The organism is Caballeronia sp. Sq4a (assembly GCF_023170545.1).
Lineage (GTDB): Bacteria > Pseudomonadota > Gammaproteobacteria > Burkholderiales > Burkholderiaceae > Caballeronia.
On record NZ_CP084250.1, the window covers coordinates 1,636,025 to 1,659,901 of the forward strand.

Here is a 23,877-nt window from a genome sequence, read left to right on the forward strand (position 1 = left end):
AAGCGCGCAAACCGCTCATTCCGGGGGTTTTTTGCAAGATTGGCCGCGTCCGAAACGCGCGGCGGCGCTTTCGAAAGACCGCGCTGTGCAGGTTTCGTTCAGTGCCGCGTGGTCGTGCGGATTGGCCGGTCAGGACGAAGCGGCGCGCGGGACGAGCGCAGTGGCGTACGGAGCATCGACGGGCGCGATGCCGAGCAGCCGCGCGAGCTCGCTCGCGGGCTCGGACAACTCGCCGACCGTGTGCTTGTCGAGTTCGGCGAGGAAGGCATCGCGCGCCGCCGCCAGCACGCCGCGCAGGCGGCAAGCCGGCTGAATCGCACAATGCCGGCCGTCCGTCTGCGCGCCGAAGCAGCCGACGAGCGCGAAGTCGCTCTCGGTTTCCCTGACGATGTCGCCGATGGTCAGCCCGCGCGAGCGCGCCGCGAGCCGCAGGCCGCCGTGACGTCCGCGCACGGTTTCCACCCAGCCGAGGTCGCCGAGTTGCTGGACGATCTTCATCAGGTGATTCTTGGAGATGCCGTAGGCGTCGGAGATCTCGCGGATGGTCGAGAGCCGCGCCGGCCGCACCGACAGATACAGCAGGACACGCAGCGCATAATCGGTGTAGTCGGTCAGTCGCATGGCCTCGGTGCGTCGGACGGCGGAGTGGAAAAAAGCCGAGGTGGCGTGAATCGACTGACGGGCGAACGAAGCCGGACAAATCCGCGCGGCGGCCGGGGCCATCGCCCGCGCGAGCGTCACAGGGTCTAATATCCGCTCGCGGCAGTCGCGACAGAACCGTCACGCGCCAGAGCACTGCTCAACATTCTGCGCCACTTGGGTGCTTTGCGTCAGCCAGATTCGCGATGATTCCGCCGCTGACGTGAGACTTACCGTTTGCAGCCATGAAGTCTTCAGCCATGAACCGAGACGAAACTAGCCACGCCCTCACCCGCGAGCGCGAGCCCACGGAAAGCAACATCCGCGCGCTGGTCGAGGCGTTCTATCGCCGCGTGGACGACGATCCGCTGCTCGGCCCGATCTTCGCGCGGCAACTGGCCGGCCGTTGGGACGAGCATCTCGCGAAGATGACGACGTTCTGGTCGAGCCTCGTGCTCGGCTCGAAGCAGTATCGGGGGAACGTGCAGGAGGCGCATCGGCCGCTGGAGGGCATCGAGCCGCAGCACTTCGCGCGCTGGCTGTCGCTGTTTCTGAACACCGTCGAAGCGCGCTATGAGCCCGCCGCGGCGGTGCAGTTCATGGAGCCGGCGCTGCGCATCGCGCAAAGTCTCCAGTTGAGCAAGTTCGGCTGGGACTACCGGATTCCCGAGGCGCAGGAAGCCCTGCTCGCGGCGCTCAAGCGCCAGCGCACCGGCGGCCGCGACGAGCCGCGTTTCCCCGAGCGCCCGGCAGGCGAGCCGTTCCCGGCGAAGTTCGTCGGCAAGCCGGCCGCCGAAGACTGACGCGCGTATAAGCGGCGCGGCGCCGTCCGTCTGCCAAAGCAGCGCCGTGAACAAGCGCGACGACGACTAGAACCACTGCCGCTCGTCAACCCGCAGGCGGCGTCCAGCGCGCAAGGGCTGCGTCGTCGGATTCGCGGGCGTCGACCCAGCGCTCGCCCTGCTCCGTCTTTTCCTTCTTCCAGAACGGCGCCTGCGTCTTCAGGTAATCCATCACGAACGCGCACGATTCGAACGCTTCCGCGCGATGCATCGCGGTCGTCGCGACGAGCACGATCTGATCGAGCGGCTTCAGCTTGCCGACGCGATGCACGATGAGCACATCCGAGCCGCGCCACCGTTCGCGCGCCTGATCGGCAATCGCTTCGAGCGACTTCTCGGTCATGCCCGGATAGTGCTCCAGTTCCATCGTCTCGACGGCGCTGCCTTCGTTCAGATCCCGCACCGTGCCGACGAAACACGCGACCGCGCCGACCTTCGGATTGTCGGCGCGCAGCGCGGCCACTTCGGCGCTGATGTCGAAGTCGGCTTCCTGCACGCGGACTTTCGCATGCGTTCCCATGTCAGCCACCCGTGACCGGCGGGAAGAACGCGACTTCGCAGCCATCGGTGATGCGCTGCGAGGCATTCGTCATCACGTGATTGCAGGCCATGCGCAATGCGCGGCCTTCCGCGAGCGTCTCGGCCCACACGCCGCCGCGCATGCGCAGCCAGGCGCGCACGTCGCCGACGTTGACGACCGTATCCGGCACGCTCACCGTCTCGTTCGCGACGCCCAGCGCCTCGCGCACGCTCGCAAAAAATCTCAGTTCGACTTTCATGGGACTTCGTTCCTTACCGCATCAACTCTGAAAAGGGAATGAACCGCACCGTCTCGCCCGCGCTGATCGCGTGATTCGGCGGATTGTCGATGAGGCCGTCGCCCCAGACGGTGGACGTGAGCACCGCCGAACTCTGGTTCGGGAAGAGATCGAGGCCGCCGCCGTCGTTCACGCGCGCGCGCAGGAACTCGTTGCGCCGATCGCCCTTCCTCTGCGTGAAGTCGGCGCGCATGGAGTAGACGCGCGGCGCGACATCCTCGACGCCCGCGAGGCGCAGCACGAACGGCCGCACGAACAGCAAGAACGTGCAGAAGCTCGAAACAGGATTGCCCGGCAAGCCGATGAAGAACGCCTCCTGCCCGCCTTCGCCGCGACGGACCGCGCCGAACGCGAGCGGCTTGCCCGGCTTCATCGCGATCTGCCACATCGCGATGCGCCCTTCTGCTTCGACCGCCGGCTTCACATGATCTTCCTCGCCGACGGAAACGCCGCCGCACGTCAGAATCAGATCGTGGTCGAGCGCGGCGCGGCGCAGCGTGTCGCGCGTGGCGTCGAGCCGGTCGGCCACGATGCCGAAGTCCGTCACGTCGCAGCCGAGCTTCGCGAGCAGCGCGCGCAGCGTGAAGCGGTTCGAGTTGTAGATGGCGCCAGGCGCGAGCGGCTCGCCGGGCATGCGCAGTTCGTCGCCGGTGAAGAAAATCGCGACGCGCACGCGCCGCGTTACATCGAGCGCCGCGCAGCCGACCGACGCCGCGAGACCGAGCGCCTGCGGCGTCAGCCGCGTGCCCGCGCGCAGAATGACCGAGCCGCGCTCGATGTCCGCGCCCTGCCGCGTGATCCATTCGCCGGCAGCGGGCGGCTGCGTGAATGCCACGGTGCCATCGTCCGACGCCTGCGCCATTTCCTGCATCACGACGGCATCCGCGCCCGGCGGCACCGTCGCGCCCGTGAAAATGCGCGCCGCCGTGCCCGCCGCGAGTGGCTCGGCCGCTTGACCGGCCGGGATGCGCTGGGAGACGCGCCGCGCGACCGGCGCGGCGTCGCTGGCGGCGGCGAGATCGGCGGCGCGGACCGCGTAGCCGTCCATCGCGCTCGTGTGCATCGGCGGCACGTCGAGCGGCGAGCTCACGTCGGCGGCGAGCACGCGCCCGAGGGCGTCGAGCGTGTCGATACGCTCGGTGTCCGTCACCGGGCGCGCGGCGTCGAGCAGACGACCGAGGGCATCGGCTGTGGCGAGCATCGGAGGACGAGATGAACCGGCTGACGGAGAGGACATGGCTTCGCTGGAGCGCGGCGCGCTGAAGGAATGGAAAAATGAGGCGATCGGCAACTATTGTAGCGACTCATCGCGCGGCACCCGACACCCGCGCCGCGCGCGAAAGCTGCCCCGCCCCAGTGATACACTCGCAGCACACTTCCAGCGTCCATTTCCATGAAATTCTGTTCCGTCTGCGGCCACGAGGTCGGCCTGAGCATTCCGCCCGGCGACAACCGCGAGCGATTCGTCTGCAACAACTGCGGCACCGTGCACTATCAGAACCCGCGCAACGTCGTGGGCACCGTGCCCGTGTGGGACGACAAGGTGCTTCTGTGCCGCCGCGCGATCGAGCCACGCTACGGCTACTGGACGCTGCCCGCCGGCTTCATGGAAATGGAAGAGACGACGAGCGAAGGCGCCGCTCGTGAAACGCTGGAAGAAGCCGGCGCGCGCGTCGAAATCCAGAGCCTGTTCACGCTGCTGAACGTGCCGCACGTGCATCAGGTGCATCTGTTCTATCTCGCGCGGCTGCTCGATATCGAACTGGACCCCGGCGAAGAAAGTCTGGAAGTGCGGCTCTTTGAGGAGAGCGAAATTCCGTGGGACGAGATCGCGTTCCCGACCGTCGGCCAGACGCTGCGCTTTTTCTTCGCCGACCGCGCCGCCGGCAACTTCACGCTGCATACCGGCGACATTTTCCGCACGCTGCGCGAAGGTTGAACGGCGCAGGACGATCATGGTTCCCTGGCTCGCCCACGACGATCCGTTTCCGCCGGTCGAGCGCGCGCTCGGCGCATCGAGCGGCGCGCCGGGCTTGCTCGCCGCGAGCGCCGATCTTCTGCCCTCGAGGCTCGTCGACGCCTACCGGCGCGGCATCTTCCCGTGGTATTCAGACGGACAGCCCGTGCTGTGGTGGAGCCCCGATCCGCGCATGGTGCTCGTGCCCGCCGAGTTCAAGGTGTCGCATTCGCTGCGCAAGACGTTGAAGCGCGTTCTGCGCGACGACGCGTGGGAAGTGCGCGTCGACCAAGACTTTCCCGCCGTGATGCGCGCCTGCGCCGACACGCCGCGCGAAGGCCAGCGCGGCACCTGGATCACGGCGGATATCGTGGAGGCTTATACGTCGCTGCATCGCGCGGGCGAGGCGCACAGCATCGAAACCTGGCGCGACGGCGTGCGCGTGGGCGGGCTGTATGGCGTGTCGTTCGGGCGCATGTTCTTCGGCGAATCCATGTTCGCGCACGAAACGGATGCCTCGAAAATCGCGCTCGCGGCACTCGTCGGACACTTGCGCCGCCACAAAATAGAGATGATAGACTGCCAGCAGAACACGTCGCATCTGGCGTCGCTGGGCGGCCGCGAGATCCCCCGCCGCGCGTTCGTCGCGCATCTGCGCCGCGCGGTCGCCGAAGCGCCGATCCCGTGGCGCTTCGACAAGTCCGTGCTGACCGACCTCACCGGCACGGCCGCGCCCCGATCATCCTGAGCCCGCGCCGGGCGCACCGTTTGCGACACGAGTACTCAGACACGCACGATCCGCCGCGCACGCCTTCGCCAGTCGCGAAGCGCACGCGGCAATGAAGAGACGACGCCTGCGAGAGCCGCCAAAGTGACACATCCGAACGAGCTGCCACTGTCACCGCTTTCCGCGCTGCAATTCTATGCAACAGCGCCCTACCCTTGCAGTTATCTGGAAGGGCGCGTGGCGCGCTCGCAAGTCGCGACGCCCAGCCACCTGATCAACTCGGACGTCTACACGGAACTCGTCAAGGCGGGCTTCCGGCGCTCGGGCGTGTTCACGTATCGCCCGTACTGCGACGGCTGCCGCGCTTGCGTGCCGGTGCGCGTGCCCGTCGCGCGCTTCGCGCCGAACCGCGCGCAGCGGCGCGTGTGGAAGCAGCACGGCAATCTGATCGCGAGCGTCGCGCCGTTGCATTACGACGAGGAACACTACGCGCTCTACATGCGCTATCAGTCGGCGCGGCACGCGGGCGGCGGCATGGACCGCGACAGCCGCGATCAGTACGAGCAGTTCCTGCTGCAAAGCCGGATCAACTCGCGGCTCGTCGAGTTCCGCGAGCCTGCGTCGCCCGACACGCCCGACGCGCCCGGCGCGCTGCGCATGATCAGCATGATCGACATTCTCGGCGACGGGCTCTCGTCCGTGTACACGTTCTTCGAGCCCAATCTGCCGAAGACGAGCTACGGCACTTTCAACATCCTCTGGCAAATCGAGCAGGCAAGAAGCCTGGACTTGCCGCACGTCTATCTCGGCTACTGGATTCGCGAGAGCGAAAAGATGGCCTACAAGGCCAATTTCCGGCCGCTGGAAGGGCTCGTCGATGGGCGCTGGTCGGTGCTCGATCCCGCGACGACGCACTCGGCCGGCGCCCTGCCGATGCCGGGCCGCAGCACCGGGCCGGGCCAGCCGAAATAACGGCGTCCACGCGCCATGTCATCCGGCTCCGGGCGCGCGCGACAAAGCCGCTAAAATAGCGGTCTTAAAAAAATTCGCCGTCGCCGGCGCTCATCCGTGCTCAGTTCTCTCTACCCGCTCGCGCGTTCGCGCCTTTTTCGCATGGACGCGGAAGACGCGCATCACCTGACCTTGCGCATGCTCCGCGCGGCCGGCCGCACCGGACTGGCCGGCGTGCTCGGCAAGCGCGGCCCCGATTCGCCGCGCACCGTGATGGGCCTCACGTTCCGGAATCCGGTCGGCCTCGCGGCGGGACTGGACAAGGACGGCGCGTGCATCGACGGGCTCGCCGCGCTGGGCTTCGGCTTCATCGAAGTGGGCACCGTGACGCCGCGCGCGCAGCCGGGCAACCCGCGCCCGCGCATCTTCCGCTTGCCTGAGGCGGGCGCGCTCATCAACCGGATGGGCTTCAACAACGGCGGTGTCGATCAGTTCGTCGCGAACGTGCAGGCCGCGCGTTATCGCGGCGTGCTCGGGCTCAACATCGGCAAGAACGCGGATACGCCGATGGAGCGCGCCGCCGAAGACTATCTGTACTGTCTCGAACGCGTGTATCCGTTCGCGAGCTACGTGACGATCAACATCTCGTCGCCGAACACGAAGAACCTGCGGCAACTTCAGGGCGCGGGCGAGCTCGACGCGCTGCTCGGCGCGCTGAAGGACAAGCAGCAGCGTTTGTCGGACCTGCACGGCAAGCTCGTGCCGCTCGCGCTGAAGATCGCGCCCGATCTCGACGACGAGCAGATCAAGTCGATCGCGGGCACGCTGCTCGCGCATCGCATCGACGGCGTGATCGCCACCAACACGACGCTTTCGCGCACCGCCGTCGCCGGCATGAAGCACGGCGACGAAGCGGGCGGCCTGTCGGGGCGTCCGGTGTTCGATGCATCAAACGAAGTGATCCGCAAACTGCGCGCGGAAGTGGGCACGGAAGTGCCGATCATCGGCGTGGGCGGCATCTTCTCCGGCGCGGATGCGCGCGCGAAGCTCGCGGCGGGCGCATCGCTCGTGCAGATTTACACGGGGCTGATTTATCGCGGGCCGGCGCTCGTCACCGAATGCGTCGAGTCGCTCGCGCAGGGAATATAGACATAAGCAAACGATCTTACGCGCCGGTTGCAGTTTCTCTATGATGCCGCACCTAACGGGCGCGGCGCTGGAACAAGCGGCGCGCCACTTTGCCAACACGAGGAGAACAACACGATGAACCTGTCCACGCTCAAGAAGCTCGTCGCCGCCAGCCTGATCGGCGCGGCGTTCACCGCGGTCACGGCCACGGCGCACGCAGAAGACCTGCTCGATCAGGTCAAGCAGCGCGGCACGCTGCGCGTCGGTCTGGAAGGCACGTTCCCGCCGTTCAACTCGAAGGCGCCGTCGGGCGAGCTCGTCGGCTTCGACGTGGACATCGCGAAAGCCGTCGCCGCCAAGCTCGGCGTGAAGCCCGAGTTCGTCACGACGGAGTGGAGCGGCATCATCGCGGGCCTGCAGGCAGGCAAGTTCGACGTGATCGTGAACCAGGTCGGCATCACCGACAAGCGCAAGGAAACGCTCGACTTCTCGCCGGCGTACACGTACTCGAACGCGCAGCTGATCCAGCGCGCCGACGACAAGCGTGACTTCAAGTCGCTCGAAGATCTGAAGGGCAAGAAGCTCGGCGTCGGCCTCGGCACGAACTACATGGACATGGCGAAGTCGGTGCCGGGCATCGACGTGAAGACGTACCCGGGCGCGCCCGAATATCTGCGCGATCTGGCCGCGGGCCGTCTGGACGCCGCGCTCAACGACCGCCTGATGCTCGCGTACTTGCTCAAGAACTCGCAATTGCCGCTGCGCACGGGCGCGAACGTCGGCGCGGGCAATCCGTCGGGCATCCCGTTCAAGAAGGGCAATCCGAAGTTCGCGAAGGCGATCGACGACGCGATGACCCAGCTCGAACAGGACGGCACGTTCGCGAAGATCTCCGACAAGTGGTTCGGCATCGACGTGACGAAGCCGGCGAAGTAAGCACGCAGACACGCGAGCGCACGCATGATCGGGCGGCATCGTCTCACGGTGCCGCCCTTCTCTTTTCCGCGCCCGGTTTATGATGTGCGCTTTCGCGCGCCGCCCGGCTTTTCGTTTCGATCCGCGCGCTTTCCGCTTACGTTTTCCCGTTCATGTCGACCACTTCCCTGCTGGTTCAATCGGCGCCGGTGCTGGCGCAAGGCGCGCTGCTGACGATCAAGTTCGCGCTGTACTCGATGTTCTTCGGCCTCATCGCGGCCACGGTGCTGGCGCTGATGGGCATCAGCCGCAACCGCGCGCTCGTCGGCATCGGCCGCGTCTACGTCAGCGTGATGCGCGGCACGCCGCTCCTCGTGCAGATCTTCGTGATCTATTACGGCTTGCCGAGCCTCGGCATCTCGCTCGAACCGACGCCCGCGGGCGTCATCGCGCTATCGGCGAACGTGGCGGCGTATCTTTCGGAAAGCATGCGCGGCGCGATTCTCGGCATTCACAGCGGGCAATGGCTCGCGGCGTACAGTCTCGGCCTGTCGCGCACGCAGACGCTGCGCTACGTGATCGGGCCGCAGGCGCTGCGCATCGCGGTGCCGAGTCTTTCGAACAGCCTCATCAGTCTCATCAAGGACACGTCGCTCGTTTCCGTCATCACGGTGACCGAGCTTTTGCGTAGCGCGCAGGAAGTGATCGCGGCGACCTATCAGCCGCTGCCGCTCTATCTGGCGGCAGCCTTCGTCTACTGGCTGCTGTGCAGCGTGCTGGAAGTCGTGCAGCGCGTGTTCGAGCGGCGGCTCGCGCTGCCCGGCCGGCACTAACGCGCGCGCCTCGTTCAGTCTTCCTCGAACGGAAAGCGCACGCCCAGATCGCGCCGCGCGGCATCCATGATCGCCATCATCCGCATGGACATGACATGCGGCATCACCGGACTTTCGGTTACACCCGCGCGCAGCAGCTCGCAGAAGTGCGCGGTCTCGTAGTTGAGGCCGCCGCCTGAAAACGGCTCGTCGAGTTCCACCTTGCGGCCGTCCGTATAGGCGATGGTCGCGCGAGACGGGTTCCACCAGTTCTCGTGAATCACCACGGTGCCTTTCGTGCCGCCGATGAGCGCGTCGCCGCGTCCTTGCAGGTCCATTCCGCAGAAAAGCTGCGCGATGCCGCGCTCGTGCCGCACGTTGAGACTCGCGAAGACATCGACGCCCGTTGCGCCGACGCGACCGATCGTCTGCACGTCGAGCGCCTCGCCGAGCCAGTCGACGGCGAGAAACGCTTCGTAGATGCCGATATCGAGCAACGCGCCGCCGCCCGCGTCCAGCGAAAACGACGGATGATCGGCCGGCACGTCCGCCATCGAGCAGCCCGCGCGCACGAGGCCGATGTGGCCGATCGGATCGGCCTGCAGATGCTCGCGCAAGCGCCGATACAGCGGGTAGAACGGCGGCTTCATCGCCTCCATGAAGAGGACCTTCGCGCCGCGAGCCGCGTCGATCATCTGCTGCAAGGTGCGCGCGTTCACGGCGGCGGGCTTCTCGCATAACACGGGCTTGCCCGCGGCGAACGCGCGCAGCGCATAGTGCGGATGGCTGTCCTGCATCGTCGCGACGTAGAGCGCGTCGATGTTCGCGAGCAAGGTATCGAAGTCATCGAATGCGGCCGCGCCGAACGGCTCGGCGAGCGCGCGCGCCGACTCGGACCGCCGCGAAGACACGCCCGCGAGCGTCGCGCCCTCGACGGGTTGCAGGCTCTCGGCAAAGCGTCGCGCGATGCGCCCCGCGCCGACGATGCCCCAGCGTATCGATTCCATGCAGGTTGCCTCCGGATATATGAACGTGCGGGGATTGTGCCTGATCGCGCCGCGCGAAAACGACAAAGCCGGGCACGAGGCCCGGCTTTCATCGGACGATGCGATTGCTTCGCGCCTTCGCGCCGACAGCGCCAGCGCGCTCGAACCCGCTCAGGCTCCGGCCGACGCGTTCACGTCCGGCGGCGACACCGGCTGGCTCGGCTGACTCATGCGTTCGAGCGAGAAGGCGCGGCCCACTTCCTCCGCCGCGAGATCGACGAGCGAGCGCGTCGCGCGTTCGGCAGCTGCCGGGTCTTTCGCCTCGATCGCCTCGACGACGCTGCGCTGCGCCGCGAGCGTCGCCTCGCGCACGGACTCGATGCCGTCCACGATGGGATTCACCGTCACGAGCGCGCCGCGCACGATGGCCGTCATCTGCCGGAAGAACTGGTTGCCGCTCGCCGCGACGATGCGCGTATGCAGCACTTCGTCCGCGGCCTGATACTCGGGCTCGCCGACCTGAAGGCGCGAAAGCGTATCGAACGCGTCGCGGATGCCGGCGATCTCGTCGGGCGTCGCGCGCGCAGCGGCGAGCGCGGCGGCGCGCGGCTCGATCAGCATGCGGAATTCGATTACATCCCGCAAGAAAGTCTGATCCGGCTTCGCGCGAAAACGCCACGACACCACGTCTTCGTCGATGAGACGCCAGTCGCTCATCGGCCGGATGCGCGTGCCGGTTTTCGGCCGCACGTCCAGCATGTGACGGGCGAGCAGCATCGAGAGCGCTTCGCGCATGACGGTGCGGCTCACGTCGAACTCTTTCGAAAGGATGTCTTGCGGCGGCAGTATCGCGCCGTATTTCTGCTCGACGATCCCCGAGACGAGCCCGTCCATGACCTTCGCCACCAGCGACCGCTCTTTGTTTTCATCCATCACGCTTCTCCCCTATCCGCCTGTCCGTAGCCCATGTGTGTCTGTGCGCGTCGCTCTCACGCGTCCCGTGGCGGCCAAGGCGACGAATTTCCGAACATCCATTCGTCGCACTACACGTTGCGTCTTCGTCGCGTCGAAAACCAGTGCGGAATTTCCTGACAGGGTATTCCCTCTGATCGCCGCGCCAAGGCGCCTACGCTTGCCGCCGTTCCTAGTCGTTGCGCACGCGTATGCCGCATTCGCTGCGGTATTCGTACGCCCAATTTCCTGTGCTCGCGCCGCGCGGGCGCCGTCATTCCTCAGGGAAACTGATGAATGACGGCGTCGCAGCGCGGCGTTTTTTGTGTGTTTTTTCGGCCAGAAAACGTCAGCCGTTCATGCACTCATTTGAGCAAGCATCTCGTAGGCTTTCTGTGCGAACGCGAACGCTCGCTCGCGCGGGGGCGGCTATTGTATGACGCGATTACCGAAATTCTCATGCAGTGCTTAGTTCATGAGAATGCCGCTTCGAAACGCCGTCGCATCGATTTGCGCGGCGTATGGGGGTGCTTACATGGCGCCGTCGGAGGCGCGCGGACGCCTCGCGTGCATGCGCTGATCGCGGCGTTGCAGCGACTCGCGCTCGGCAAGCGTCTGCTGATAGATGGCCACGTATTCGCTGCCGACTCTTTCGACTGAAAGCCGCTGAATGTCTTCCCGCGCGCGCGACGCATACTGCCCGCGGGCTTGCGAATCGAGCAGCAGCCAGCGCAGCTTCACGGCGGCCTGCGCCGGATCGCCGGGTGGCACTAGCACGCCCGCGCCGCCATCGAGCAATTCGGGGATGCCGCCCACGCGCGTCGCGAGAATGGCGCAGCCCGCTTCGCGCGCCTCGGCGATCACGAGCGGACACGGGTCCTGATGCGACAGGAGCGCAAAGACATCGGCGTTCGCGAGATAAGGGCGCGGGTCCGTCACGAAGCCCGTGAAATGAACAGCCGATTGCAGGCCGAGTTCGGCGGCGAGCGCTTCCATCGACTCGCGTTCGGGGCCATCGCCGATCAGATACAGGTGCGGCTCCGCGATGAAGTCGCGCTGATGCGCCGTTTGTTCGCGCACGATCGCGAAGGCTTTCAAGAGATCCGCGATGCCCTTTCGCCGATACATCCCCGCGACGCAGACGACGCTCGGCCGCTTCATGTGGACCGGACGCGCTGCAGGACGGCACGTGAGGCGCGGCGCGCCGACCGCGCCGTTGAGCACGACCGATACGCGCTCGCGCCCGATGCCGCGCTCCTCCAGCGTGCGCGCGACGGCATCGCTCACGGCGACCATGCGATCGCCCGCGCGCACGAGCGACGCGCTCTTCTGCAGTTCGTGATGCACGGTGGTCACGAGCGCGAAGCGGCGTCGCATGCTGCCGAAACGCGAGATGAGCGCGCCCGTCATCATGTGCGCGTGAACGATGTCGGGATCGAAGCGATCGATGAGACGATTGAAGCCCGCGATCATCGATGGCACGCGCCAGGGCTGTCGCGACTGCTGCAACGGAATGTGCGTGATGCCATGACGCCGCAACAGCGGCTCGAAACCGCCGCCCGACGAAGCGACGACCACGTCGTGTCCCATGCGCGCCTCCATGCATGCGAGATCGACCATCATGTTGACGGTGCCGTTGCCGATGATCTGCGCGTGGTTGGCGAGATGGACTATTCGCATGTGGGTGCCGGTTGCGCGCGTGCCGGCATACGTGGAGACGCCGGCCGCGCGGTTCGTTATCGTTTTGAAGAAGAGCTACAGGTACCGCGAACACGCGCGCGCCGAAGACAAGCGGCGCGCGTCGGGCTTCAGAGCAGTTCGTACGTATTGGCGAACGCGTTGGCGCCCGCTTGCTGCGACTTGCTGGCGCTCGTTTCGCGCGTCGTGCGGCCTTTTCTTGTCAGACCGATATACGGCATGCCGTGTTCGAGGAACGGTCCTTCGGTCTTGCGAAAGCCGAACGCTTCGTAGAACGCGCGCAGACTCACGGGCGCCGTGAGCCGCACCGCGCGGCCCGGCCAACGTTCGCCGCACACGTTGAGCACGCGTTCGATGAGCGCGTGCGCGGTGCCATCGCCACGACGCAGCGGACTCGTCAGGATCTTGTCCACGACGACTTCGGGATCTTCCATATCGCCTTCGTGGATGCGGGCGTAAGCGAGCACCGGCATCGGGCGCGTCATGTCGTCGGTTGCGAAGACGTGCACGCCGGTTTCATCGCGGCCGTCCGCATCGAGATGCACATGCGATTGCTCGACGACGAACACCGCACTGCGCGCACGCAGAATCAGATAAAGCTCGCGCGCAGTGAGCTGTTCGAAATCCAGGGTCTTCCAATTCATTGGTTGTTCTCCTTGCTGCCGGTTTCTCACCGGCGTTGCGACGATTGAACGTTACGTCCCGCGAAACAAGCTTTCAGTGCGGGGGCGCACCGACTCCAGGGCTTGCGGCCCCGTCAAATAAGGTCAACCACACAAGAGGGCGTCTTCGGGGAAAAGGACGCCTTCACGAGATCCATCGCGACATGTCATCGAGTTCCGCGCCACACGCGGAAGGCTCGTGCGCGTGTCGCGATAGCACTCGCGTCGTTGCGCACCTTCATGGGAAAATCACAATGCAACCCGCCATTGAACGCGGCGCCTTAGAAAGCGAAAAAAGCAAACACAGCGCAAGCGATAAAAACCAAAGCGATAAAAGCGCAGGTAAAAACAACGAATGCTTCGGCGCGCACGCGGTATCGGTTGCCGGCTTTTCAGGCCCGAGGTAAGTGCATGAGCGCGTTTCATACCAGCGGTATGACGAGTTCCGGCGTCAGTCGTTCACGCGTCGTTTCACTCGATCCCTTGCGCATGCGCGCAAAACGTCATCGCGCGCATGCGCTGCATCGTGCTGAACGCATCTGGCGCGATGGCGCGGACCCCGTCGATCTGTGGATCGAGTTCTTGCACGGCAACCAGCTCGAACCGCATGCCATGCTGGCCTACACGGTCACGCAGGACTTCGAGGACGATCAGTTCACGCTCGGCCGTCCGCCTGATGAAGACATCGAAAAGCTGTACGGCCTGCAGGTGCAGGAACTGGCCGTGTTCGGCTCGCTCGAAGAACGCGCGCTCGTGCAAACGCGCCGCGGCAACACCGTTCTCGTCGAAGTCGATGCCTTCTTTCTGCCCGACATGCGCGCGCTTTTCTATCGGCGCGAGCATGTGAAGACGACCATCGCCATCGACGTGATCGACGCCAACGCACGACGGCTCGGTTACTTTCATCACAGCGGTTATCACCTGCTTCACGGCGACGACTACGACGGCGTGCTCGGAACCAGCGCTGCGCACGATACGGCCTCAACCGGTGCAGCGGGCACAACGCGTGGGCAAGCCCTGTTCCCGCATGTCGAGTTCATCAAACGCGCGCGCGAATCGCTCGCCGGGACAGCCCTTGCGGAAGCATCGGCAGACCTGTTGTGCGCGCACCTGTTGCGCCGTCCCATGCACAACCCGATATCGCGCTGGCGCAGCGCGTTTCCCGCGCATGTCGATACGATGCTCGAGCGCGGAGAAGCGTATGCGCGGCCCTATGCGTCTCACGTCATGCGTCAGCTCGGCGGCAACTTCGAGTTGCTCGCGCATTACCTCGAATGGATGCGCGAACAGGGCTTCGACATTCCGGTGACGACCCACGTGGCCGCTCGCGCGATCGCAAGCGAAGCGAAGGCGCTGCAATGCCGGCTCGAACGGGCGCTGGCAAACGGGCAAGCGGATCTCTGCGACGCCTCGTTCGACATCATGGAAGCCGCGTATGAGCGCGTGGTGCCCACGCTCGCGGCTATCGTCTGCTGATCGTTCGCTGATCGTTCCCCCACGCGCGCGAGCCGCGCGTCACGCACATGCGTATGACATCGCGATGATCTTCCGTCGCGTCATGCGAGTTTCACTCGCATGGTGAGATGCGACGTGCGCCAAGACCCATGTTGTCCCCGATGAAACATTTCCGCGCCGCGTAATGGCGCGTTCCATACGTTCGGCGCGCACATCCGGATGTCGGGTCGATCCTCGGGACCAGTGCAGGTTTCGCAAACGTTTGACATGCGAATAGCGGTTTTCGAGGGAAAAGTCGGTCGCTTCCATGCGCTATGTGGGCGAACTCACGCCCTCTTGCAGGCACGATTCACGCATTCGGGCGCGGCATGGCCCACAGACGAGCCGTTTCGTGCAGCAGGCGCAACGTTTAGCAGTTTGCGAAATTGCCATGGAACACATTCTTCACTCCGCCAAAGCCTTGTGCAGCAAGGCTTTGGCGGGAAGCAAGAGGTCTCGCGCCGGCAGCACGTTCGTTAGGCCACGAACATGATGGAACACAGATGAATCAATTTTCAATGTCCCTACAAAAGGAGGGGTTCTCGCAGTGGGAGGCGGGCCTCTGAGGCTTATCGCACGGTGATCGTCGAAGCTTCGCGCCGTCCGCGAGCCGTTTGCGCTGACGATACCCCTCCGGGCGTATGGGGATTCCTAAGACCAGCAATGTTCAAGACTGAAACAAAATAGCGACGCTGCGCCGCATCACAGCAGGGGTTCGAGCAGTGAGGCCCCACCAGCATTGACGTTCGCCGCATTGGCACAGTCCTCGCTAAAAGAGTCGCGCAACCCGAAGCGACGCGATCTACTAAATCAACTCAAGCGAGCACGGGCTGCTAACGGGGCTGGTGTGAGACGTTTTCACAGCCGCGAAAGACGCGACCCGAGAACGATCACACCAGTAAAGAAAAAAGTGAAGCGCAACGCGCGAAGTTACGAGAGAACAAACATGCTGACCCTTCAGTCCGACCTGCACGGCAACCACCTCCTCGGCGCCCTTCCGGCACATGAGTGGCAAGCTCTGACTCCGCATCTCGAACTGGTTCAACTCCGCACCGAGCAACTGCTCTGCGATTCGGGCCAACGTATTCATCACGTGTACTTCCCGACGACCGCCATCATCTCCTTGCTGCATACGATGGAAGACGGCGGCTCGGTCGAAATCGCCGCAGTCGGCCGTGAAGGCATGACGGGCGTGCCGGTCCTGACCGGCGGCGAAACCATGCCCACGCGTGTCCAGGTGCAGTGCCCGGGCTTCGCGTATCGCATGAGCGCGCAGGCATTGCGCGAACAGTTCGGACGTTCGGACTTTCTGCGCCGCCTGATGCTCCTGTACATGCAGGCCCTGCTCACGCAAGTCGCGCAGACCGCAGCGTGTAATCGTCATCATTCGCTCAACAAGCAGCTGTGCCGTTGGCTCCTGATCGAAATCGACCGCACCGCGTCGAACGAACTGCAAGTCACGCAGCAACTGATCGCCGACATGCTCGGCGTGCGTCGCGAAGGCGTGACCGAAGCGGCCGGCAAGCTGCACGATGCGGGCCTCATCCACCATAGCCGCGGCTGCATCAAGGTGGTGGATCGCGAAGGGCTGGAAGCGCGCGCGTGCGAATGCTACGGCCTCGTCAAACGTGAGTTCGACCGACTGCTGCCGCGTCTGCGCGCGCAGGAGACGGCTTCGGCCTCCAGTGTCTGAGATGCGGATGCACAATAAAAGTCACGATATGTTCGGCTGGACGGCGCGCTGTCTGGACGTGTTCTTCGTTATCGCGGGCGGGGTGATCGCGCATTCCATGCGCTTTTCCTCGCTTGAATTCAGCGATATCGAGAAGCTCCTGATCGCATTCAATAGCGTGCTGGCATTGCTGTTGTTTCCGACGTTCGGGGTGTACGAAGCCTGGCGCGGCAAGCCGCTTCCGATGATGCTGGCGCGCGTCACGCTCGCCTGGATGACGGTGGCCGCCGCGGCGCTTCTGCTCGCCTTCACGCTGCATCGCATGGACGCGGTGTCGCGGCTCTGGTTCGCGTATTCGACGCTCATCTCCGGCGCGCTCATCGTGCTCGCGAAATGCGCGGTGTACGCGAGCCTGCGAATCATGCGCGGCCGCGGCTTCAATCAGCGCACGGTGGCGATCGTCGGCGCGCAGGGCTTCGCGCGCACGCTGCTCGCCCATCTGTCGAGCACGCCCGAGCAAGGCTTCACGCCCGTCTGTCTGCTCGACACGACGGGCGACGAAGAACTGCATGCGAGCGGCGTCGGCAGCCGGCCCGGCGCGTCCATGCGCCTGCCGGTGCTCAACGACTTCGACGAACTCGTCGAGAAAGTGCGCGCCGAGGACATCAACGAAGTGTGGCTCGCGCTGCCGCTTTCGCAGGAACACACGATCTATCGCTTCGTGCATGCGCTGCGGCACGACTTCGTGAATCTGCGGCTGATTCCGGACACGCGCAGCATCTCGCTCTTCAATCATTCGATGACCGACGTCGCGGGGCTCGCGACCATCAATCTGACGACCTCGCCTGTCAGCACTTTGCAGATGTGGCCGAAGCTGCTGTTCGACCGCTGCTTTGCCGCGGCCGCGCTGCTCGCGCTCTCACCGATCATGATTTCGATTGCAATCGCGATCAAGGCGACATCGGAAGGGCCGGTGTTCTTCACGCAGAACCGCAAGGGCGCGGACGGACGGCCGTTCAAGATCTACAAGTTCCGTTCGATGGCCGTGCACCGCGAGACCAAGGGACACGTGACGCAGGCGACGCGCAACGACCCGCGCGTGACGAAGATCGGCGCGTTCCTGCGCCGCACGAGCCTCGACGAACTGCCGCAGTTCATCAACGTGCTGTTCGGCGACATGTCGGTGGTCGGGCCGCGTCCGCATGCGATCGAACACGACGATCTGTACAAGGATCTCGTCTACGGCTACATGTTCCGCTATCGCATCAAGCCGGGCATTACCGGCTGGGCGCAGGTGAACGGCTATCGGGGCGCGACCGAGAAAGTCGAGAAGATGCAGAACCGCGTGAAATTCGACCTCTTCTATATTCACAACTGGTCGTTCTGGTTCGACATCAAGATCGTCGCGATGACGCTGTTCAAGGGCTTCATCGGACGAAACGCGTACTAAGCGCTGAGCGCTGCATTCAACGAAAACGGGCCCGGCGACTCGCGTTGCCGGGCCCGTTGTGCTTGTGGCGAGGCGCTTCAGTAGTCGATGCGCTCGACGCCCTGCTCCGTGCCGAGCAGGCACAGGTCCGCTCCGCGCGCCGCGAAAAGACCCACCGTTACCACGCCCGGCCACGCGTTGATCTGCGCTTCGAGTCCGCGCGGGTCCGTGATGGAGAGGCCCTTCACGTCGATGATCTCGTTGCCGTTGTCGGTAATGAACGGCATGCCGTCCTGCGTCACGCGCACGATCGGCACGCCGCCGAGCGCGGTGACCTTGCGGCCGATCGCGGTGCGCGCCATCGGCACGACTTCGATGGGCAGCGGGAACGTGCCCATCACGTCGACGCGCTTGCTCGCATCCGCGATACACACGAACACCTCCGCCACCGACGCCACGATCTTCTCGCGCGTGAGCGCCCCGCCGCCGCCCTTGATCATCGCGCCGCTCGCGTCGATCTCGTCGGCGCCGTCGACATAGACCGGCAGCGTGTCCACGTCGTTCAGGTCGAACACCTTGAAGCCGTGCGATTCGAGGCGCGCGGTCGTCGCGAGCGAACTCGATACCGCACCGCGATAACGCCCCTTCGAGGCGGCCAGCGCGTCGATGAAGCAATTGGCCGTCGATCCGGTGCCGACGCCGATGATCGAGCCTTCGGGCACGTGCGCGTTCACGTAGTCGGCCGCGGCCTGGCCGACGCGCTGCTTGAGTTCGTCCTGAGTCATGGAAATGGTGCTGCGCGTGAGGGTAAAACGCGATTTTATCGGAGCGCGCGCCGCCTTCCCGCGCTTTTTGAGCATGCGGTCAGAGGATGCTGTGCAGGAAGCCGAGCGGATCGTGCGTGCGCGCGACCGACGCGATAAACGCGAACACGATGATCGCCAGCACCCCGAACACGGCGCGTGCGCCCTTCGTCCGGCCGCGCTTGAGGGCGAAGGTGCCGAGCACGATGTAGACGACGAGGCCCGCGATCTTCGCGCCCAGCCACGCCGCGTTCGGCCCGAATCCGATGATCGCGACGAGCGCAATCGCGCTCGCGAGCAGGAGCGTATCGACGATATGCGGCACCATCTTGCTCGCACGCGCGGTGAGTAAGCGCGAGTCCGTCAGCATCCAGATCCAGCGCAGGACGAAGCCCGCGATGCTCAGGCCGGCGCACGTCATGTGGAGCGCGCGCAGCGGCAGGAAGTAGTCGCCCATTTCTTCTTTTGTCTAACGCAACGGTCAGGGGAAGTATTTGTCCAGCAAGGCTTGCGCGATGGCGTCTGTTTGCGCATCGGCGTCGCCTGCGTAGTCCGACGGCCGGAAGTGCATCTGGAACGCGCCGAAGACGCGGCGCGTTTTCTCGTCGAGCATGCCGTCGGTGGCGACGTCGTAGCCGTAGCGCTTCAGCTTTTCCTGCAACGCGCGCACGTCGCACGGCGCTTTGGGATCGCGGCCGGCGAGATGCGCGGCGACGGCGGCATCGTCGGGCCATGCGCCGATGCCCGCCTCGTACAGCGCGCGCCACGGAAAGAGCGGACCGGGATCGATCTTGCGCTGCGGAGCGATGTCGCTATGGCCCACCACGCGCGTCGGCGGAATGCCGTAACGCTCGACGATATCGCGCGAGAGCTTCACGAGCGCATGGACCTGCGCGGGCGGATACGGCTGCCAGGTGCGGCCGGCGGGGGTATCGATCGGTCCGAGATTCACGTTCTCGATGCCGATCGACGACGCGTTCAGCTCCGTCGCGCCCTGCCAGTAGCTCTGGCCGGCATGCCACGCGCGCTTCTCTTCGGGCACGAGTTGATAGACGACCGGCTCGCCGTTCTCGATGCGCGGCGCGTCCGGCACGACGTAGTGGACGCTGACCTCATCGCCCGTGAGGACGGCGAGCGAACGCGCTTCGTCGATTTCCGTGTAGTGCATGACGAGGAAACGCACGCGCGAATCGGCGTTCTTCGCGTGGTGTTGCGTGTCGGCGATGTAGGTGCCGCGGTTTTGCATGGTGGGGGTGCAGGCGGTAACGAGAGCGCAGGCGAGCGCTAGACAGACGAGGCGAAGCATGCGAAACACCTTACTTCTTCACCATCCTCTGGCGCACGGCCTCGAACAGGCACACCCCGCTCGCCACCGACACATTGAGGCTCTCCACGGCGCCCGCCATCGGAATATGCATGATCTCGTCGCACGTCTCGCGGGTGAGGCGGCGCATGCCCTCGCCTTCCGCGCCCACGACGATCGCCACCGGGCCGTCGAGCTTCGTCTCGTAGACGCTCGCCGTCGCTTCGCCCGCCGTGCCGATGACCCAGACGCCGGCGTCCTTCAGTTCGCGCAGGGCGCGCGCCAGATTCGTCACCGTGATGTACGGCACGCTTTCGGCCGCGCCGCTCGCCACTTTCGCGGCGGTCGCGTTGAGGCCCGCCGAACGATCGCGCGGCGCGATGACCGCATGCGCGCCCGCCGCGTCCGCAACGCGCAGGCATGCGCCGAGATTATGCGGATCGGTGACGCCATCGAGCACGAGCAGCAACGGCGTTCCCGAAATGCCATCGAGCAGTTCGGCGAGGTTCTGCGCGAGCGGCAAGTCGTGCGCGCGGGCCACGACGCCCTGATGCTGGATATTGCCCGCGAGGCCCCACAAACGCCCTTCGTCAGCGGCGATCAGGCGCACGCCCGCGTCCTTCGCGGCACGCAGAAAGTCCTGCATGCGCCGGTCCTTGCGCGTGGGGTCGTACAACACTTCCTCGATAGACGAGGCATCCGCCCGCACGCGCGCCGTCACCGCGTGGAAACCGTAAAGAACTTTGAGACGTGACATGACTGATTCGACCTTCGTGATAACCATGAAAAGCACGACGCGGCCCGGCGCAAAGCGCACCGGACCGCGCGTATTCGTTGACGCGATGAGCGCCGGCTAGCGTTTCTTGCGCGCCGGCCGCCCCTGCGCCGACGACTTCGACGCCGAGTTGGACGTCCCTCCGCGTTTCTTCGCCGCGCCGCCACGCGCCGCCGGCGACGCGCCCTTCTTCGTGCCGCCGCGCTGACGCGTGCCCGGCGCGTCGTCGTTCAGCGGACGGATGCGCGGACCCGTTGCGCCATTGGCGCCCGAGGCGCCGTGATCGGCCGTGCCCGACGACGAACGCGGCGACGGCTTCACCGGCGTATCGCGCACCAGACGGAAGTCGATCTTGCGCGCATCGAGATCCACGCGGCCCACCTGCACGCGCACGCGGTCAGTCATCCGGTAGCGGATGCCGGTGCGCTCGCCGCGCAGCTCGTTCTTGATCTCGTCGTACTGGAAGTAGTCCGAGCCGAGTTCGGTCACATGCACGAGCCCTTCGATAAAGAGCGAATCCAGCTGCACGAAGATGCCGAACGACGTCACGCCGTTCACCATGCCGCCGTATTCCTCGCCGAGCTTGTCGCGCATGAAATAGCACTTGAGCCAGGCTTCGACGTCGCGTGACGCTTCGTCGGCGCGACGCTCGTTCGACGAGCAATGCAGGCCGAGTTCTTCCCACACCGCGACGCTGTTGCGCGACCGGCTGCGCGCGCTGTCGTCGGCCAGTTGCATTTCGCGCGCGGCTTTCGTCAAGCCCGTGCTCAGCGAAACGTCGTGGCCGATATCCGGCACGTATTTCTTGCCCTGCAGAATCGCGTAAATGGCGCGATGCGTGAGCAGGTCGGGGTAACGGCGAATCGGGCTCGTGAAATGCGCGTACGCCTCATACGCGAGCCCGAAGTGACCGATGTTGTCCGGGCTGTAGACCGCCTGCTGCATCGAGCGCAGGACCATCGACTGAAGCATCTGCGCATCCGGCCGGTCGCGGATTTGCGCGATCAGCGCCGCGTAGTCGCTCGCGTGCGGCTTGTCGCCGCCCGTCAGCGTCAGGCCGACGCCGCGCAGAAACTGCCGCAGGTTTTCGAGCTTTTCCTTGGTCGGCCCCGCGTGCACGCGGTACAGGCCCGGATGCTTGTTGCGCTTCAAAAAGTCCGCCGCGCAGACGTTGGCCGCAAGCATGCACTCTTCGATCAGCCGATGCGCGTCGTTGCGATGACGCGGCAGAATCTGCTCGATCTTGCCCTGCGAGTTCACGACGATATACGTCTCCGTCGTGTCGAAGTCGATCGCGCCGCGTTTCTGCCGTGCCGCGTGCAGCGCCTTGAAGACGCCGTAAAGGTTCTGCAACTGCGGCACCAGTTCCGCGCGCCGCGCGGCTTCCGGGCCCTTGGTGTTGGCGAGCACCGCCGCGACTTCGGTGTAGGTGAGCCGCGCGGCCGAGTGCATCACGCCCGGATAGAACTGGTACGCCTTGATCTCGCCGCGCGCGGTGATGACCATGTCGCACACGAGCACGCAGCGGTCGACGTCCGGATTCAGCGAGCACAGCCCGTTCGAGAGCTTCTCGGGCAGCATCGGGATCACGCGCCGCGGGAAGTATACCGACGTGCTGCGGTCCAGCGCGTCGACGTCGAGCGGCTCGTTCGGACGCACGTAATGCGACACATCGGCGATCGCCACGAGCAGGCGGAAGCCTTGTCCCCGGCCGACGGCGACGGGCTCGCAATACACCGCGTCGTCGAAGTCGCGGGCGTCTTCGCCGTCGATCGTGACGAGCGGCACGTCGCGCAGATCGACGCGATGCCGGATGTCCACCGGCCGCACTTCGTCGGGCAGCTTCGCGGCGGCGGCGAGCGCGGCATCGCTGAACTGATGCGGCACGCCGTACTTGCGCACCGCGATCTCGATCTCCATGCCGGGATCGTCGATATCGCCGATCACTTCCACCACGCGCCCGAGCGGCTGCGAATGGCGGCTCGGAAAGTCCGTCAGATCGACGGACACGACCTGCCCGACTTTCGCCTTCTTCGGGTTCTGCGTGATGAGAATGTCGTGGCCGATGCGCTTGTCTTCCGGCACGAGAATCAGCGCGCCGTTTTCATTCACGAGCCGCCCGATGATGCGCTTGTTCGCGCGGTCGGTAACTTCGACGATATGGCCTTCGGGCCGCCCGCGCCGGTCATAGCCGACGATGCGCGCGAGCACGCGGTCGTTGTGCATGACCTTCTGCATTTCGCCGTTGGGCAGGAAGAGATCGTCCTGGCCGTCATCGCGGATCAGGAAACCGAAGCCGTCGCGATGACCCTGCACGCGCCCCGCGACGAAGTTCGACGGATGCGTGAGCTGATAATGGCCGCGCTTGTCGAGCCGAATTTGCCCGTCGCGTTCCATGGCCGCCAGTCGCTTGAAAAATCCTTCGCGCTCCTGGCGCTTGATCGACAGGGCCTCGGCGATGTCGTTCGCGGAGTGAGGCGTTTCGCTCGTGCGCAGCACGCCGAGAATCTCTTCGCGGCTGGGAATCGGATACGGATATTTGCTCAAGGGCTTAATAGAGTTCTTCTCGTTGGACTGGACTTTCGCCGTGTTTTGCCGTTAGTCGAGCGGCAATCGTTGAAATCATTCTAACACTGGCTATTGTGCGCACTAACCGCCCGGCCGGCGCTTGCTCGTTGCCAGTGCAGCAAACGCTGGCCCCGCCGCGACCGGCGATGAAACGCTTGACAGCGGCTCGCGAGTCGCTATAATGGCGTTCTTTGCTGCTGACGCAGACAAAGAAATACGCAGCAACGCACCCTTGCCCAGGTGGCGGAATTGGTAGACGCACTAGGTTCAGGTCCTAGCGGTGGCAACACCGTGGAGGTTCGAGTCCTCTCTTGGGCACCAGATGTCAGGAAACGCCACCTTCGGGTGGCGTTTTCTTTTTATGCGGAGACCGTGCTTTTCGGCTCCTGCCGGTCGTGAAGCGCAGTTGACACGGCTCGGCTTCCCGCTAAAATAGCGGGCTCGCTGTACCCCTTGGCCCAGGTGGCGGAATTGGTAGACGCACTAGGTTCAGGTCCTAGCGGTGGCAACACCGTGGAGGTTCGAGTCCTCTCCTGGGCACCAAGGTCCCTTTCTCACGAAGAGCCCCACGCATGCACGTGGGGCTTTTTGTTTTCTGCGCGCGATTTTTCTGCTTATAAGCGGCTTCGCTTTGCTTTCATCTTTATTCGACGTATGACTCGGATTAAAGCGAAATGAATGGATCGGCCGCGTTATCGTCTTTTCTGCATCAGTAACGATCAGCACGCTCTTGAACGGCGGCGTACA

At 64.9% G+C, this 23,877-nt stretch carries 24 protein-coding genes and 2 tRNA genes; 13 read left to right on the top strand and 13 right to left on the bottom strand.

Annotated features, from left to right (window positions below):
- Positions 1–129: 129 nt before the first annotated feature.
- Positions 130–621, bottom strand: a complete 492-nt coding sequence (locus LDZ24_RS07745; protein WP_248319963.1) for an Rrf2 family transcriptional regulator — start codon at positions 619–621, stop codon at positions 130–132.
- 278 nt (positions 622–899) lie between these two features.
- Here LDZ24_RS07745 and LDZ24_RS07750 point away from each other — a divergent pair, with 278 nt between their 5' ends.
- A complete protein-coding gene (locus LDZ24_RS07750) occupies positions 900–1,442 on the top strand; it encodes a group III truncated hemoglobin (RefSeq protein WP_248319964.1) in 543 nt (180 codons plus the stop codon).
- An 85-nt stretch (positions 1,443–1,527) separates the two neighbouring features.
- On the opposite strand, the gene moaE is transcribed toward LDZ24_RS07750, so the two are convergent.
- The 3 genes from moaE to glp are packed head-to-tail and all read right to left on the bottom strand — an operon-like array spanning position 1,528 to position 3,500.
- Entirely contained in the window at positions 1,528–2,001 is a 474-nt protein-coding gene (moaE, locus tag LDZ24_RS07755) for a molybdopterin synthase catalytic subunit MoaE (protein WP_244846533.1), read from the bottom strand.
- Between the two features lies 1 nt (position 2,002).
- Positions 2,003–2,260 (bottom strand): molybdopterin converting factor subunit 1, encoded by a 258-nt coding sequence (gene moaD, locus LDZ24_RS07760; RefSeq protein ID WP_035970519.1) that lies wholly within the window; start codon positions 2,258–2,260, stop codon positions 2,003–2,005.
- A gap of 13 nt (positions 2,261–2,273) precedes the next feature.
- Positions 2,274–3,500, bottom strand: a complete 1,227-nt coding sequence (glp, locus tag LDZ24_RS07765) for a gephyrin-like molybdotransferase Glp (RefSeq protein WP_371747333.1) — start codon at positions 3,498–3,500, stop codon at positions 2,274–2,276.
- A 192-nt stretch (positions 3,501–3,692) separates the two neighbouring features.
- Here glp and LDZ24_RS07770 point away from each other — a divergent pair, with 192 nt between their 5' ends.
- The 6 genes from LDZ24_RS07770 (at position 3,693) to LDZ24_RS07795 (ending at position 8,810) form a co-directional block, all read left to right on the top strand.
- Complete coding sequence (locus tag LDZ24_RS07770; protein WP_175940470.1) at positions 3,693–4,238, top strand: NUDIX hydrolase; 546 nt, start codon at positions 3,693–3,695, stop codon at positions 4,236–4,238.
- A 16-nt stretch (positions 4,239–4,254) separates the two neighbouring features.
- Positions 4,255–5,004: a leucyl/phenylalanyl-tRNA--protein transferase gene (gene aat / locus LDZ24_RS07775; protein WP_248319966.1), complete on the top strand. Its 750-nt coding sequence runs from the start codon at positions 4,255–4,257 to the stop codon at positions 5,002–5,004.
- Between the two features lie 123 nt (positions 5,005–5,127).
- Positions 5,128–5,955 carry an arginyltransferase gene (locus tag LDZ24_RS07780; RefSeq protein WP_248319967.1) on the top strand — a complete coding sequence of 276 codons (828 nt, stop codon included), beginning with the start codon at positions 5,128–5,130 and terminating at the stop codon, positions 5,953–5,955.
- A 96-nt stretch (positions 5,956–6,051) separates the two neighbouring features.
- A complete protein-coding gene (locus tag LDZ24_RS07785) occupies positions 6,052–7,083 on the top strand; it encodes a quinone-dependent dihydroorotate dehydrogenase (protein WP_248319968.1) in 1,032 nt (343 codons plus the stop codon).
- 114 nt (positions 7,084–7,197) lie between these two features.
- Positions 7,198–7,998 carry a cystine ABC transporter substrate-binding protein gene (locus LDZ24_RS07790; RefSeq protein ID WP_175940474.1) on the top strand — a complete coding sequence of 267 codons (801 nt, stop codon included), beginning with the start codon at positions 7,198–7,200 and terminating at the stop codon, positions 7,996–7,998.
- Positions 7,999–8,150: 152 nt separating this feature from the next.
- Entirely contained in the window at positions 8,151–8,810 is a 660-nt protein-coding gene (locus tag LDZ24_RS07795; protein WP_175940475.1) for an amino acid ABC transporter permease, read from the top strand.
- Positions 8,811–8,824: 14 nt separating this feature from the next.
- Here the strand turns inward: LDZ24_RS07795 and LDZ24_RS07800 are convergent, their stop codons facing one another.
- The 4 genes from LDZ24_RS07800 to LDZ24_RS07815 form a co-directional block, all read right to left on the bottom strand.
- Complete coding sequence (locus LDZ24_RS07800) at positions 8,825–9,796, bottom strand: Gfo/Idh/MocA family protein (protein WP_248319969.1); 972 nt, start codon at positions 9,794–9,796, stop codon at positions 8,825–8,827.
- 150 nt (positions 9,797–9,946) lie between these two features.
- Positions 9,947–10,708, bottom strand: coding sequence for a FadR/GntR family transcriptional regulator (locus tag LDZ24_RS07805; protein WP_244846556.1), 762 nt, complete (start codon positions 10,706–10,708; stop codon positions 9,947–9,949).
- A gap of 549 nt (positions 10,709–11,257) precedes the next feature.
- Positions 11,258–12,406 (bottom strand): glycosyltransferase family 4 protein, encoded by a 1,149-nt coding sequence (locus LDZ24_RS07810; RefSeq protein ID WP_248319970.1) that lies wholly within the window; start codon positions 12,404–12,406, stop codon positions 11,258–11,260.
- Positions 12,407–12,534: 128 nt separating this feature from the next.
- Positions 12,535–13,068, bottom strand: coding sequence for a GNAT family N-acetyltransferase (locus LDZ24_RS07815; protein WP_248319971.1), 534 nt, complete (start codon positions 13,066–13,068; stop codon positions 12,535–12,537).
- Between the two features lie 272 nt (positions 13,069–13,340).
- On the opposite strand from LDZ24_RS07815, the gene LDZ24_RS07820 reads away from it, so the two are divergent.
- From LDZ24_RS07820 to LDZ24_RS07835, 4 genes are all read left to right on the top strand, one after another.
- Positions 13,341–13,493 (top strand): hypothetical protein, encoded by a 153-nt coding sequence (locus LDZ24_RS07820; RefSeq protein ID WP_248319972.1) that lies wholly within the window; start codon positions 13,341–13,343, stop codon positions 13,491–13,493.
- Between the two features lie 82 nt (positions 13,494–13,575).
- Complete coding sequence (locus LDZ24_RS07825; RefSeq protein WP_248319973.1) at positions 13,576–14,562, top strand: DUF1839 family protein; 987 nt, start codon at positions 13,576–13,578, stop codon at positions 14,560–14,562.
- A gap of 964 nt (positions 14,563–15,526) precedes the next feature.
- A complete protein-coding gene (locus LDZ24_RS07830; RefSeq protein WP_159836384.1) occupies positions 15,527–16,273 on the top strand; it encodes a Crp/Fnr family transcriptional regulator in 747 nt (248 codons plus the stop codon).
- A gap of 28 nt (positions 16,274–16,301) precedes the next feature.
- On the top strand, positions 16,302–17,702 hold the full coding sequence (locus LDZ24_RS07835) for an undecaprenyl-phosphate glucose phosphotransferase (RefSeq protein WP_248322304.1): 1,401 nt from the start codon (positions 16,302–16,304) through the stop codon (positions 17,700–17,702).
- Between the two features lie 77 nt (positions 17,703–17,779).
- On the opposite strand, the gene rpiA is transcribed toward LDZ24_RS07835, so the two are convergent.
- From rpiA to rnr, 5 genes are all read right to left on the bottom strand, one after another.
- Complete coding sequence (gene rpiA / locus LDZ24_RS07840; RefSeq protein WP_248319974.1) at positions 17,780–18,466, bottom strand: ribose-5-phosphate isomerase RpiA; 687 nt, start codon at positions 18,464–18,466, stop codon at positions 17,780–17,782.
- 79 nt (positions 18,467–18,545) lie between these two features.
- Positions 18,546–18,941, bottom strand: coding sequence for a SirB2 family protein (locus LDZ24_RS07845; protein ID WP_248319975.1), 396 nt, complete (start codon positions 18,939–18,941; stop codon positions 18,546–18,548).
- Positions 18,942–18,965: 24 nt separating this feature from the next.
- On the bottom strand, positions 18,966–19,790 hold the full coding sequence (locus LDZ24_RS07850; RefSeq protein ID WP_248319976.1) for an N-acetylmuramoyl-L-alanine amidase: 825 nt from the start codon (positions 19,788–19,790) through the stop codon (positions 18,966–18,968).
- Positions 19,791–19,800: 10 nt separating this feature from the next.
- On the bottom strand, positions 19,801–20,544 hold the full coding sequence (gene rlmB / locus LDZ24_RS07855) for a 23S rRNA (guanosine(2251)-2'-O)-methyltransferase RlmB (protein ID WP_175940483.1): 744 nt from the start codon (positions 20,542–20,544) through the stop codon (positions 19,801–19,803).
- Positions 20,545–20,640: 96 nt separating this feature from the next.
- A complete protein-coding gene (rnr, locus tag LDZ24_RS07860) occupies positions 20,641–23,109 on the bottom strand; it encodes a ribonuclease R (protein WP_248319977.1) in 2,469 nt (822 codons plus the stop codon).
- A 255-nt stretch (positions 23,110–23,364) separates the two neighbouring features.
- Here rnr and LDZ24_RS07865 point away from each other — a divergent pair.
- Both LDZ24_RS07865 and LDZ24_RS07870 read left to right on the top strand, forming a co-directional pair.
- Positions 23,365–23,451 (top strand) — tRNA-Leu (locus LDZ24_RS07865).
- 135 nt (positions 23,452–23,586) lie between these two features.
- Positions 23,587–23,673 (top strand) — tRNA-Leu (locus tag LDZ24_RS07870).
- Positions 23,674–23,877: the final 204 nt, after the last annotated feature.